The sequence below is a fragment of the Anaerotignum sp. MB30-C6 genome (assembly GCF_030908465.1).
In the GTDB taxonomy this organism is placed as follows: Bacteria; Bacillota; Clostridia; order Lachnospirales; family Anaerotignaceae; genus Chakrabartyella.
The window spans coordinates 99,146-112,714 of record NZ_CP133078.1; the positions used below are offsets into that span (position 1 = coordinate 99,146).

9 protein-coding genes are annotated in these 13,569 nt (G+C 40.2%); 7 read left to right on the forward strand and 2 right to left on the reverse strand.

All coding sequences use genetic code 11. The features are described from left to right. Positions 1-388: 388 nt before the first annotated feature. Positions 389-2,623, forward strand: coding sequence for a copper amine oxidase N-terminal domain-containing protein (locus RBQ60_RS00480; protein WP_307884644.1), 2,235 nt, complete (start codon positions 389-391; stop codon positions 2,621-2,623). A gap of 515 nt (positions 2,624-3,138) precedes the next feature. On the opposite strand, the gene RBQ60_RS00485 is transcribed toward RBQ60_RS00480, so the two are convergent. Continuing rightward, complete coding sequence (locus tag RBQ60_RS00485) at positions 3,139-3,474, reverse strand: branched-chain amino acid transporter permease (protein WP_307884645.1); 336 nt, start codon at positions 3,472-3,474, stop codon at positions 3,139-3,141. Next, complete coding sequence (locus RBQ60_RS00490) at positions 3,465-4,175, reverse strand: AzlC family ABC transporter permease (protein ID WP_307884646.1); 711 nt, start codon at positions 4,173-4,175, stop codon at positions 3,465-3,467. Before RBQ60_RS00490 ends, RBQ60_RS00485 begins: the two co-directional genes overlap by 10 nt. Positions 4,176-4,281: 106 nt before the next feature. Between RBQ60_RS00490 and RBQ60_RS00495 the strand changes: the two genes are divergently transcribed. From RBQ60_RS00495 to RBQ60_RS00520, 6 genes are all read left to right on the forward strand, one after another. Beyond that, positions 4,282-4,839, forward strand: a complete 558-nt coding sequence (locus tag RBQ60_RS00495; RefSeq protein ID WP_307884647.1) for a helix-turn-helix domain-containing protein — start codon at positions 4,282-4,284, stop codon at positions 4,837-4,839. 590 nt (positions 4,840-5,429) lie between these two features. Then, entirely contained in the window at positions 5,430-8,369 is a 2,940-nt protein-coding gene (locus RBQ60_RS00500; RefSeq protein WP_307884648.1) for a stalk domain-containing protein, read from the forward strand. Positions 8,370-8,561: 192 nt separating this feature from the next. Further along, positions 8,562-9,773 carry a TolC family protein gene (locus RBQ60_RS00505; RefSeq protein ID WP_307884649.1) on the forward strand — a complete coding sequence of 404 codons (1,212 nt, stop codon included), beginning with the start codon at positions 8,562-8,564 and terminating at the stop codon, positions 9,771-9,773. 144 nt (positions 9,774-9,917) lie between these two features. Continuing rightward, positions 9,918-11,390, forward strand: a complete 1,473-nt coding sequence (locus RBQ60_RS00510; RefSeq protein ID WP_307884650.1) for a spore germination protein — start codon at positions 9,918-9,920, stop codon at positions 11,388-11,390. Positions 11,391-11,392: 2 nt separating this feature from the next. Further along, positions 11,393-12,496, forward strand: coding sequence for a GerAB/ArcD/ProY family transporter (locus tag RBQ60_RS00515; RefSeq protein WP_307884651.1), 1,104 nt, complete (start codon positions 11,393-11,395; stop codon positions 12,494-12,496). After that, positions 12,489-13,556 carry a Ger(x)C family spore germination protein gene (locus RBQ60_RS00520; RefSeq protein WP_307884652.1) on the forward strand — a complete coding sequence of 356 codons (1,068 nt, stop codon included), beginning with the start codon at positions 12,489-12,491 and terminating at the stop codon, positions 13,554-13,556. The genes RBQ60_RS00515 and RBQ60_RS00520 overlap by 8 nt, the downstream gene beginning before the upstream one ends. The last annotated feature ends 13 nt before the right edge of the window (positions 13,557-13,569 follow it).

The following is a 13,569-nucleotide window of genomic DNA, read 5'->3' on the forward strand; positions in this document are numbered from 1 at the left end:
AAATATGTAAGGTATTACAAGTTAATACTGTTAAATTATTCATATAAAGCCATATTTATGAAACAATAATGCCCAAAGTGTCGGTTATATTTCACGCATGTTACAATTGCATTACAGATTAACATAATATATTGTCAAGCTACAAAATGACTCGTATAATGAGCAGGCATAGTAAACAACGCACTGAGGTTGGTTCAAAGCAATGCTCTGGGCGAGAAGTGGCGAGACAAAATTTTTTTATTGTATGGGTGAAAGAAAATGGCCTTTCAAAGCTTGTCAAACAGAACGGCGTGGCGAAACAATCCCAGAGGGAGTCGAACTGCATTCGTTTTATAATTATGCAACGAGAACGAAAACAAAGTACATAATCTAAAGGAGGAATGTAACGATGAAGAAAATAGTTTCTTTCGTTATGGCTGCAGCTATGGTAGCTTCCCTTGTTCCTGCAACAGCGTTTGCAGCAGGTGAAGTTTCTGCTACAGCTAAAGTAATCGGCGCTTTGGAAAAAGGCAAAGATTTCGACGGCAAAATTTTAGCAACTGATGCACCCGAGTTACAGCTTAAGGTGTCAAGTGCAGACTACCAGACAACTGGTGGTGACACACCTGAAATGGATGTAACGGTAGAATTAAATGGTGCTGAATTTACAGCAGCAGATGCGGATGCATTCAAGGCTCTTGTAAATGCACCTGCAGCAATCACAGTAGCAACAAAAGAGTTTGCAGAAGATGAAGTAACTTACACATTGACTGGTAAATTTGCAAAAGATGATGTTGTAGCAATCGACTTGGCTTCTGAAATGACAAAAGTATCTGTTGGTAAAACAGCAACAGTATCCGTAGACTCCAAGATGGTAACAGCTGATGATTTGGTTTATGCTACAATCGTAGACAAAGGCATCAAAGCTTCCATTAAGAAAACAGTAAGCGTAGCAGTAGAAGAAATCACAGAGCTTAACAGCAAAGGTTTGACAATCGAACCCACAGTTGATGATTCTTATGCAGTGGGCACTGAATTCACATTGAAACTGAACAAAGGTTTCGAATTCGCAAACTCCACTGTAACAGGCGCTGACAACTGGGCGATTGACGAAAACGAAGCAACTTTCACTGCAGCAACAGCTGATGAATTCACATTAAAAGACATCAAAATTGAAGCTACAACAGCAAAAGTTGGCGACGTTGCTACAATTAAAGTAACAGCGAAAAACGTTGGCACAGCTTCCGTAGAAGTTGCTAAAGTTGTTGATTACAAAGTAGCTCTTACCGTTGATGAAGACGAAGATCTTCCTGTAATTTATAGTGGTACAGCTGTAAGCAACAAAGGCTTAACAGACGATTCCGACCATATGACATTGGAAGTAACAGCGGAAGAATCTTTCCCCGGTGCTTGGTCTATGAGACAGGGCTTCAACTTCACATTGCCTGAAGGCGTATACGTAACAAATGTTGACGTTATGGAAACAGAAAACTTTGTTCAGAATGACGTAGAAGCTGGTGCAGACAAATGGGAAGAAGCTTTCAAGGCAGCTTACAAAAAAGGCGATTATAAAGGCTTTGAATTTGCAAAGAGAATATTCGACGATGTTAACGTAACATTAGATACAGACCCTGCTACAGTAACATTCAAGCTTGAATTAGTAGCTGACCCTACATTCGAAGGCGACGTAGTATTGGGCTTCGAAGGTGCTTTGGTTGACAAGCAGGAAGTTACAGTAGCAAAATTCGTGAAGCCTTACACAGTTAAGGCAGAACAGAACGACGTAATCATTGATTACAGAAACACAAAAATTGAAACACCTATCGTTATCACAGAAGCTGAAGCTGGCTTGTGGGATACAGATTCTGCATTCACATTGACAGTAGACAGAGGCGACATGATTCAGTTCGAAGATGACGCAACATTTGCTGCAAACGAAGAATCCGATATGGAATTGAAAGACGAAAAAACAGAAAACGGCAAACTTGCATTCGCAGTTAAGTCTGAATCTGATGAAGCAGCAGTAGTTGAAATCAAAGATATCGAATTGTTCATGCAGAGAAACGTACCTGCAGGTGCTTACGATTTGAAGGTTGCTACATCCATGAGCGAAGCTTACGATGATCAGGCAATCTACGCAGCAGTTGCTGGCGATGAAGAAGTGATTGATGATGTTGCTGATTACAGCGATATCGTGAAAGAAGCTTTCATCAACGTTGTAACAAGCGGTAGAGATCAGGATAACCTGTTCACAACAAAGGTAGTAGTACCTGTTGGCGAATCTTACTTAATCGCTGGCAATGAAAAAGTTGAATTGGACGTTCCTGCATACATTACTGCAGCGGGTTACACAATGTTGCCTGTAAGAGCAGTATCCAAGGCACTTGGCGTGAATACAAACAACGTATTGTGGAACGCAGAAGCTAGAACTGTAACAATCATGTACGGTCAGAGAATCATCACGATGACAGTAGGCCAGAAGGTTGTTTATGTAAACGGTTCCGCTATTCCTTCTTCCGCAGCACCTGAAATCACAGGTGACAGAACATTCCTTCCTATGAGAGACTTGGCTACAGCTTTGGGCGTATCAGACATCACATGGGATGCAGCAACAAAGACAGCTACAATGAACGGCAGTAAGTAATCATTGCTTGACGTACATATCAGTAGTAAGAAAGGAACCCCGAAAGGGGTTCCTTTTTTGTTTCCCTTTAATTTAACCACTGTTGTGCTGGTAGAATGTAATACTATCGTAGTAGTCCTCCTTTGGCTAGATTAAAGGGATTTTTCAGCTGATAAACTATCAAAGGGAGTTTTGTCATTGGGAAAAAGTTATTAAGCTGTTCGTAGGGAAGCTGTTTCCCTTTGGAAAGGGGGATAAACGAATGATAACCTAAGGAACAGGGAAAAGTTATGAATTACGTAGGAAATGAAACTGGTTTTTAGAGATACCCATGGCAGATTTCCTTGGCTTGTCTCGTAGGCAACGGTTTTTGCTTTTCAAATGGGAAATGGGTTAACCAATTTGGCGTTGCCCATCTCAACAATCTAAAGCGGCTTTTTGGCCGTCAGTGAAATTATATATTGTTAGTGGATTCCAGTTGTTTGCAAGGAAGATTGGTTTTCAGCTACCCGTTTCAGTATAAATCCATAGTAGGTCTAAATTCCAAAATAATTAATAATGAACATATATAATACGGTGCCGCCTCCAATGCTTAGCAGCACATTTCGTTTCCATTTTTGGAGAATTACGATTAAGAATATAGACGCAAGTTCAGGCAATCCAAAAGGTGCTTGAAGTACAGTTACATTTTTTAGGCAATAAACCACCAATAACCCCATCATGGACGGTGGTAGCACACGCCCAAGATAGTGAACGATTTGGGGAGGCTCCTTGTTCTCGGGGAAGAAAATAAAAGGCAAAAACCTTGTTATCATTGCCCCTAGAGCAACAGACAGAATGATGCTGAACGTTTGAAATTGAGTTAAGTACATAGTGCTTTCCTCCTTACTAACAATGTGAATAAAATGAAAATCATAGCGGGAATAACCATTCCATTAGGCCCGAAGATGATGAGGCTAACAATGGAACAAAGAATGCCTATGATACCGGGGGTGTGGTTTTCCTTTGTTTTCATTTGTTCCATAAACAGAACAACAAACAACGCAGTCAGTACAAAGTCCAACCCCTTTGTGTTCATTGTGATAAAGCTACCTAAAATTCCCCCTAAAAATGTAGCAAACACCCAGTATATGTAATTCAATAAAGAAATGGAAAAATAAAAATACCTTCTGTCAATCCCATCAGGTGCTTGAACACTGGAAGAAATGGAGAAAGTTTCGTCACATAGTGTATAGATTAGAAACAATCTCACCTTCCCAAGACCCTTAAAGCGATCCAGCATAGAAATGCCGTAAAACAGGTGACGAGCATTTACCATCAGGCTTAAAAGGAAAGCTTCAACGGGCTGAAAGGGTGAGGTGAGTAGAGATACTGCCACAAACTGCATGCTCCCGCAAAAGGCAATCCCACTCATGAGTACAGCCCATAGGGTGCCATAACCGTTGGCTTGCATGAGAACACCGTAGGCCATGCCCAACACGAGGAAACCCGTCATAACGGGGATGGTGTGGGGAAAAGCGTATTTCATTGCATTTTTTATCTGGATAATTTTTTTATCTTCTTGCTGAATCAAGGTTGCACCTCCAATAAAATGAATGTATAATATAATTAACAAACGTTAAATAAAATATATATTACATTCGTTCATTATACTTGTCAATAGACTTCGGAGGGTTTTTATGGAAATTAGTCAAATTATAGGGGAAAACTTGAATAGGCTGCGAAAAGAGAGGGCATTAAGCCTAGGCCAACTGGCTGAACTTTGCGATATTAGTAAGGTGTTGTTGTCGCAAATTGAAAAAGGAGATAATAATCCCACCATAAATACCATTTGGAAAATTGCCAATGGGTTGAAAGTGCCATATACTGCCCTTTTGGAAAAACCGGAGCATGATACTTATGTTATTTCCAAGAAGGATATTCCCGTTCAGTATGGGGAAAAGGAAAGCTACCGTACATTTTGCTACTATACAAATGGTGGGAATCGTAATTTTGAGCTTTATCAGATTGAGCTGGATGTTGGTGAACAGGCAACCTGCATTGGCCACTCAGAAAAGTCCGAAGAATATATCATGGTTTTATCGGGAGAGCTGACCTTAACTGTTAAGGACGAAGAATATGTATTAAAAAAAGATGATGCCATCAGTTTCATAGCTTCCACAGAGCATTCTTACTATTCCAATGGAAGGGAAACATTAAAGGCGGTTATCTTAAACTATTACCCTACAAATATATAAATGTATGGCGACTGCGTAGTCACATCATATCTGAACCACTCTGCCCATGCCCTATCTGTTCTGGCTGTGGTAGAAGATGGCCTCCACTTCTTCTGCCCAAACATTTCAAAGAATCCTTTCTCCCTTTCACCATGGTTTAGAAAACACCACGGCAAAGGGAGTAGTTTCTATATATTGAGATATATTGTGTCTGTGTGGTTTAAATTCCACATTATGTTGAATTTCCTTGGTTTTGCAAGGTTTTCTTATATATTACAGGGTGGGGGACACATTATTTCTGCTATATTACAGTTATGTTACATTTTGCCAATAACTCTTGCCATTTCAAAATTCTCTGCGTATAATAACCTTGCATAGTAAATGGTAAACCTTTCCTATCGATGAAACGGAACGGGACGGGCGACAAAGCTTGGCGACGGCGTTTGACGCTCTTAAATGGGTGTGAGGGTAGAACAAAGAAACCAGGATTTGACAAACGAAGCGGAAAGGGACATGGGTAGTAAAGGAGAACAATTGAATTGCATTCGTTGTATAATTATAAAACGAAACACACGAAAAAATACTTAAATGATTAAAGGAGGAATTTAACGATGAAGAAGTTTATTTCTTTCGTTATGGCTGGCGCTATGGTAGCTTCCCTCGTACCTGCAACTGCATTTGCAAAGGGCGAAGTTTCCGCAACAGCTAAAGTCGTTGATGCTTTGGAAGAAGGCAAAGGTTTTGACGGCGAAATCAAGGGTACAGACGTGCCTGAACTTCAGTTGAAGATTACATCAACTGATTACCAGATTTCTAATTCCAGTGCAGTTCCAGAAATGGATGTAACTGTAACTTTGGAGAATGCAGATTTTGGTGAAACATTTGATGATACCAAACACATTGGTGTTCGTTTGGATGATCCTGATAGCAGCACATCCGTAGCTAAGGCAGAAGCAGCTTTGGCAGCAGCAGAAGCTACAAGAGATTCTGCAGAAGCAGCATATGAAAAAGCAATTAAAGATGCTGACGTTTCCACAGATCAAGCAGTTATTGATGCAACAACTGCAGTAACAGATGCAACAGATGCAGTAACAGATGCAACGACTGCAGTAACAGATTTGACAACTGAAAAAAACACTGCAGAAACAGCTAAAAATGATGCACAGGCATTAGAAGAAGCAGCACATGAAGCTTATCTTACAGCAGTAGAAACTAATGCGGCTGATGTTGATGCTAAAAGAGATGCTTGGAAAGCAGCACAGACAACTACAGCTGATAAGCAGGCTGTTTTAGATGCAAAGGTTGCAGCTTTGGCAGCAGCAGAAGCTACTTTGGCTACAGCAAAAACTACTTTAACTGAAAAAGAAGACGCTTTAAAAGCTGCGGAGACAGCAGCAGCAGGTGATGTTTTGGCTGTAAAAACTGCATTAGCAGAATTAAACAAAGCAAAAGCGGCAGTTACAGAAGCAGAAAAAACCCTTGCTGAAGTTAGAGCAGGTGAAGGTACTGTTTTAATCGAAAACTTCAAAAAGACAGACGATGATCAGATTGAATTCACAATCATTGGAAAATTACACAAAGATGATATCGTTTATGTTGACTTAGTATCCAAAATGGATAGCAGAAGTGAAGGAAAAAAAGCAACTGTATCCGTTGACTCAAAAATGGTAAAAGCTGACGATTTGGTTTACGCTACTATTCTTGGTAAAGGCTTGAAAGCTTCTATTAAAAAGACAGTAGATGTAGCAGAAGAAGAAGTGGTAAAATTGTACAGCAACGGCGTAAAAATTGAATCCGTAGTTGGCGATTTTGTTAACGGTCAGAAATTTGAATTGAAACTCTCTAAAGGTTTTGAATTCACCAAAGCAATCGACAAAGCAGGCGTTTACGATTTTGGTCCTATTGATGACAATAAAGTAGAATTTACTTATGAAGGTGCTGCTGATGATGAATTTACAATCGAAGGCGATCACATCGAAATTGAAGCAACAACTGCTAAATCTGGCGCTGTTGCAACATTGACAGTAAAGGCTATTGCAACAAAGGGTAATAGTGCTACTATTTCTGATTCTGTATCTGTAGAAGTAGCTAAAGTTGTTGATTACAAAGTATCTCTTACAGTTGATGAAGACGAAGATTTACCTGTAATCTACAGTGGTGTTAACGATGATAACAAGGGTATCACAGATGATTCCGATCACTTGTCCTTGGAAGTAACAGCGAAAGAATCTTTCCCTGGTGCATGGTCCATGAGACAGGGCTTTAACCTCAACTTGCCTGAAGGCGTTTATGTAACAGCTGTTGAAGGCGTTGATGCAGCAAACTTTTTCCAGAATGGTGTAGACTTGGATAAAGATGGAAAAGACAGCAATAATCAAAAATATACTAGTACTGATGCATGGGAAGATGCATTTGTTGCTGCATACAAAGAAGGCGACCACAAAAACTTTGAGTTCAAGAAGAGAGTATTTGATGACGTTAATACTAACGTAACAGATAACAAAGCTGCAGAAGTAACATTCCAGTTGAAATTGGTTGCTGACCCTACTTTCGAAGGCGAAGTTAAGTTGACATTAGAAGGTGGCTTGGTTGACAAGCAGGAAGTAACAATCGCTAAGTTTGTAAAACCTTACACAGTTAAGGCAGAACAAAACGACTTGATTATCGACTACAGAAACACAGAAATCAAAACACCTATCGTTATCACAGAAGCTGAAGAAGGCCTCTGGGAAAAAGGTGCAGAATTCAGTTTCAGCTTCGACAAAGAAGGTGTAATGGAATTCGAAGATGACGCAACATTCGAAATCGACAAAGATTCTGAGCTTGATGTAAAAGATGATACCAAAAAAGATTCAGGTACATTGAAGTTCACAGTGAAAGAAGAATCTGACTCCGCTGCAACAGTAACAATCAAAGATATGAAACTGTTCATGAACAGAAATATCCCTGCAGGTGCATATGACTTAGAAATCAGAACAACTATGGCAGATGCTTATGACAAGCAGAGATTGTTCGCAGCTGACGAAGCTACTGTAGACTTCGACAAGCGTGATAAAGACAAAGAATCCTTCGTAGATGACGTTTGCGATTACAGCGACGTTGTAAAAGAAGCATTCGTTAACGTAGTAACATCCGGTAGAGATCAGGATAACCTCTTCACAACAAAGGTAGTAGTACCTGTTGGCGAAGCTTACTTGATCGCTGGTGAAAACAAGGTTGAATTGGACGTAGCAGCTTACATCAGTGACGCTGGTTACACAATGCTTCCTGTAAGAGCAATCTCCAAGGCTCTTGGCGTAAACACAAACAACGTATTGTGGAACGCAGAATCCAGAACTGTAACAATTATGTATGGTCAGAGAATCATCACAATGACAGTTGGCCAGAAAGTAATCTATGTTAACGGTTCCGCTATCCCTTCCTCCGCAGCTCCTGAAATCAAAGGCGAAAGAACATTCTTACCTTTGAGAGATTTAGGTACAGCATTGGGCGTAACAGACGTTAAATGGGATGCAGCTACAAAGACAGCTACATTGAACGGTGGCAAATAATTTTTGCTTAACTTCTAAGTAGTTTATAGGGAACCCCTTCGGGGGTTCCTTTTTTGTATTAAAATAACCAGAGATATTAATAAAAACCACATAAGAATTGATTAAGAAATCCTTAATTCACTGGAAATCTGACAAAATTATGGTATAATTGGTTTTATTATAAAAACAAAGTAACTCTGAGGAGGAAATACCATGAAAAAATTACTTGAAAGCACCAAAGGTGCGGTAGCCTTAGCACTGACAGTGACTCTCTTTGGCACAACCGCTTTCGGCGTAGAACCGCCCTCCACAACAGAGGCAGTTGAAACCCAAGCAACAGAACAAACAACTCCTGTCTTAACTTATGAAGAAGCCTTAGAAAAAGCGAAAAAGCATAGTATAGATTTAATTGATTTACAAAAAACAAACGAGTTTTTAGAAGAGTCTAAGGAAGATTTATGGGATGCCACTGGCTCTTTCACACTCCCGACCTATGACTATCAAAAATGGGTAAATGATGCAGTTCATGGCTATACGTCTGCTATTTATGATACAGATAGTGGTATGAAAAAAAATAAGTACGCAACACAGGTTACAAACTTGATGTTGGAAGCCACATTAAAAAGCACATTTGCTTCCATTGTGGAAAACGAAGCGAACTTAGAACTACTGAAAAAAGCAGGAGGCATTGAAAAGACTTTGTATGAGCAGGGTCAAACAAAACACCGTTTAGGCATGATTAGCACATATAAGCTGGATCAGCTGAAGGCGGAATATGAAAAAAGCAAGAAGAAAATTTATCAGCTTGAAAAATCCTTGGAACAAATGTACATTAGTTTAAATGATACAATCGGGGAACCTGTTGATAAAGAGTATATAGTGGAATATGATGTAGAATTTGAGCCTTATGTTTTACAAGGAACCTTGGAAAGCTACATTAATGCCCAGATAAATAAGGATTATTCTATTTTGCTAAAGGAACAAGCGGTTCAGGATGCAAAATTTGGCACGAATTATTTAGCGGAATCAACTACGAATGCTACAAATAAACTCAACAAGAATTCATATGAATCTGCAAAGAGAGCCTTAAAGGCCGCGAAAGAAGAAAAGGAAGTTGCCATCCGTAATGCATATGTACAGTTAGAGCAATCAGAGGCAGCTTATGAACAGGCTGAAGCAGACTTAGTTCAGGCTCAGGCGGATTTAAAAACAACTGAAGTGAATTTCCAAGCCGGTAATATTACAAAGCTTACCTTGGAACAGGCCCAGTTAGGCGTAACAAAAGCAGAAAATGCATTGGATGACTTGGCACGTGCTTATGATATGCAAGTATTTGCCTTTAAAAATTCCAGCTTAATTGTCGGTGGCGGCAGTGGAGGAAGTGCAAGCAGTGCGGCAGGTTCCCAAGAAAAAAGCCAAAAGTAAAAAAAGAAACGTCCATATAGACATGGGCGTTTTTTATTTGCAAAAAATCCATCTAAAAACACTTGGGAAAGAAAGTCTTACCATGGCTAGGTATAGTTTTTGCATTCTATGGAAAAATAAGCAAAAATGGAAGGCGGTGGATATATGCAGATTTCGAAAGATCTGTCACAAAATATAGTTGCCATTAAAGAATCATTTCGTGATTGTGGCGACATCGTTATGCGTGAGTTTGTTGTTGGCAGCGGTAAATCAAGGCTTCTTATGATTTATGCAGACAATATCGTTGATGGGAATGCAATTCAAGAGTTTATTATGACCAACTTAATGGGGAGATATAAGGAGCGTAATGAAAGTGGTCTCTTGGATGTATTAATGGAAGATATCATCGCTATTAGGGAAATAAGCAAAATAACAGACCTTCAGCAAATATATGATGCCGTTTTACTAGGAGATACGGTGTTATTAATGGATGGCAATGCCTTCGCATTGCAGGCTTCCACAAAGGGGTTTCCTTCAAGGGGTGTAAGTCAAGCACAAACGGAGGTTGTAGTCCAAGGACCAAAGGATGCTTTTTTAGAGGTTATGGCTATCAATATTGTTTTGATACGCCGCCGCATTCGAGATACAAAGCTAAAATTAAAAAGAAAGAAAGTAGGCACAAGGAGTAAAACAGACGTGGCGCTGATGTATATGGAAGATTTGGTGAGACCAAAAACATTGGCGAAAATTGAGAAGCAACTAGACACCATGAATTTGGATGGTGTTTTGGATAGTGGTTATATTGAACAGCTATTGGAAAAACGCTGGTTATCTCCTTTCCCCCAGTTACAGATGACAGAAAGACCAGATAAGGCATCCTCGGCCCTTTTGGAGGGCAGGGTTGTACTGGTGATTGATAACACCCCATGTGTTGTAATGCTTCCTGTGACGCTAAATGTGTTCTTTCAAGCAGCAGAGGATTATTACGACCGCTGGGAGATTATGACCTTTATCCGTGCCATACGTTATGTGGCCGCATTTGTTGCAATAGCCTTACCCGGGCTGTATATAGCCTTATCCGTTTATCATCCTGAGTTAATCCCAACGGCCTTGGCCTTAAAAATAGCAACTACGAGGCAGAATATCCCCTTTTCTGTAGTGGGTGAAGTCATCATAATGGAGTTGGCATTTGAGCTGCTTCGAGAAGCGGGGATACGGCTGCCATCTCCTGTAAGTTCCACCATCGGTATCGTTGGTGGTATCATCATCGGTTCTGCAGCAGTAGAGGCGGGGATTGTAAGTCCTTCTGTTGTAATTGTTTCAGCCCTAACAGGGATTTGTACCTTCGTAATTCCCAATATCTCTTTGGTTTCCGGGTTAAGGCTGAGCAAATATATATCTATTTTTTTCTCCGCAATATTTGGGCTGTTTGGCCTTTGGGTATCCCTATTGTTGATTCTTGCCCACTTGTGTAGCCTGACTTCCTATGGAATTCCCTTTATGTACCCATTCTGTTCTGCCTCTGTAAATGATGATGTGGACTGGGAGGACACCATATTTCGACTGCCTTTGCGTAAAATGAAACGACGTCCTATCTTTACAAAGCCTTCGGCCAGGGGACGAAAAGGAGGAGAGTAATTATGTTTGCAGAAAATCAAAAAATTTCTGTACGACAGCTAGAATCCATGCTTCTGCTGTATTTTTTTAGTACGGCAGTTTTATTTTTGCCCAGTGAGGTAGCCGTTATCGCTGGAAATAGCTGTTGGATTGTTACGATAATTTGGGGTATTATTATTTCTCTTACAGCAGTTTTTTTAGTATATTTGGGTAAAAAACATCCCACCTATACAGCGGTAGAGTGGTATGAAAATGCTTTTGGCCGAGCAATAGGTACGGTTTTTTCATTTGGCTTAGGGGCTAAGTTGATTTTTGATGGTGCATTGGAGCTACGGTTGTTTTGCGATGTTATTTCCTCATCTATGTTACCCCGAACTCCGTTGTGGCTATTGGTAGTGCTTGTGCTCATTCTTTGCGGCTTGGCGGCGGGGCAAGGGTCAGAGTGTAGTGCACGGGCGGCGGAGATATTATTTTTTGTTGTTTTTGTGCCTTTGGTAGTTGTTTTAATATTTGTGGCAATTTCTACTGGGTATAGCCGTGTGTTACCAATCCAGATACCAAATGTAAAAAATATATGGGGAAGTGTCGGCTTTTTCGGCCCTCTTTTTCAGGGTCTAGTGATTCTGCTTTTTATCTTTCCTTATTTGGAAAAAAGGTCCCATTCTGGGCGACGTATCTGGGTTACTTGTATGGTAGCCACAGTGGCAATTGCCGTTTTGGTGTTTCTATCCTTGGCTGTATATGGAACTGAAGTGTTATCAACAAAATTGTTGCCTACGTTGCAAATGATGGAAAGGGTTAGTTTTTCCGGCATTTTTTTAGGCAGACAAGATTTATTTCTTCTTTGGATTTGGATGGTTACCGTGTTTTTATATGTGTCAGGACTTTTATTTTTTGGAACTGATCTTTGTACCAGGATTTTTCGAAGCAAAGCACAAAAGAGAAATGGATGGCTATTTCTATTGATTCCACTACTCTTTATAGTGGCATTGTTGCCCCCAGACATGGCATCGGCTTACTGGTTAAGGGTAAGGGTTTCTCCTTGGCTAAATGGTGTCTTTTTACTAGTTTTGCCGTTTGTTGCTCTATGTTTCGATGCAATCAAAAGGAGGAGTAGATATGAGTAATTGGAAATGGATAGTAGTAACAATACTACCCCTTTTTATTGCCACAGGGTGTTGGGACAAAAGGGATCCAGAGGATAGGGAATATATGATAACTATGGGCGTTGACAAAAAAGATGATGGGTATACTGTTGCTTTTGCCCCTGCAAAAACAGAGGAGAAGGAGCCGAAAAAAATGGTTTGTCAGGGAAGATCTTTAGCTGATGCCATTGCCTACAATGATAGCCGAAACTCTCGTAAAACGGAGTTAGGTCAATTGAAAATGATTGTTTTTGGCAAAAGCATTCTTGAGGATAGAAAGCTGTTGCTGTCTTTGTTGGAGGAATTGGAACGAAGTCAGGAGATATCCAAAAAAGTGACTGTATTGGCAACGGCGTCATCGGCGGAGGCTTGTATTGATGCAATGATGGAAGAAGATGATGGTACTGGCCTTTTTCTATGGGAGTTTTACAAAAATACTGCCAAAGAAGTTGGTGTTACAAAAGGGTTGGACATGGATACCTTTTTTACGGAGCTTACAGAGCAAAGAGGGTCGGCTATTTTGCCAAGAATTGAGCCAGCAGACGGGGGGCTTTATTTGGGTGGCGGCGTTGGCTTGGTTGATTTAAGATTTTCCACATTTCTTAATGATAAAGAAGAACAAGGTTATTTATTTTTGCTAGGAGAGGCAGAGGGTGCCGTTTTGGAGGCAGAGGACGATGGAAAAAGGATTCCCTTAAGAGTGGTAAACAGCAAAGTGGATTATGATTTTGAAAAACAGCAGGATGGAACTACCCTTTGCCGCATTGAATTGAGTATTAATGGAGATTTGTTGGGAAGTGTAAAGAAGGAAGCTTTTTCAAAAGAAGGCACAAAAAAATTGGAAAATCTCTTTTCAGAAATCATAAAAACTGAAATAGAAAATACAATGAAAATAGCACAGGAACAAGATACAGCTGAACTCCTTGGCTTGGCAGTGCGGCTACGTCGGGCATATCCTGAATATTCTGGGGACTTTTGGAAAGACGTGACGATAGTTGTGGAACCAGAAATAAAAATTCGGGACACAGGAAGAATTCGATGATTAAATTAGTTAA

What these genes read in the sequence shown, in the direction of transcription:
- RBQ60_RS00500 (WP_307884648.1), top strand. Translation starts at nt 5,430, where the DNA reads ATGAAGAAGTTTATTTCTTTCGTTATGGCTGGCGCTATGGTAGCTTCC.
- RBQ60_RS00505 (WP_307884649.1), top strand. Translation starts at nt 8,562, where the DNA reads ATGAAAAAATTACTTGAAAGCACCAAAGGTGCGGTAGCCTTAGCACTG.
- RBQ60_RS00510 (WP_307884650.1), top strand. Translation starts at nt 9,918, where the DNA reads ATGCAGATTTCGAAAGATCTGTCACAAAATATAGTTGCCATTAAAGAA.
- RBQ60_RS00515 (WP_307884651.1), top strand. Translation starts at nt 11,393, where the DNA reads ATGTTTGCAGAAAATCAAAAAATTTCTGTACGACAGCTAGAATCCATG.
- RBQ60_RS00480 (WP_307884644.1), top strand. Translation starts at nt 389, where the DNA reads ATGAAGAAAATAGTTTCTTTCGTTATGGCTGCAGCTATGGTAGCTTCC.
- RBQ60_RS00495 (WP_307884647.1), top strand. Translation starts at nt 4,282, where the DNA reads ATGGAAATTAGTCAAATTATAGGGGAAAACTTGAATAGGCTGCGAAAA.
- RBQ60_RS00485 (WP_307884645.1), bottom strand. Translation starts at nt 3,474, where the DNA reads ATGTACTTAACTCAATTTCAAACGTTCAGCATCATTCTGTCTGTTGCT.
- RBQ60_RS00520 (WP_307884652.1), top strand. Translation starts at nt 12,489, where the DNA reads ATGAGTAATTGGAAATGGATAGTAGTAACAATACTACCCCTTTTTATT.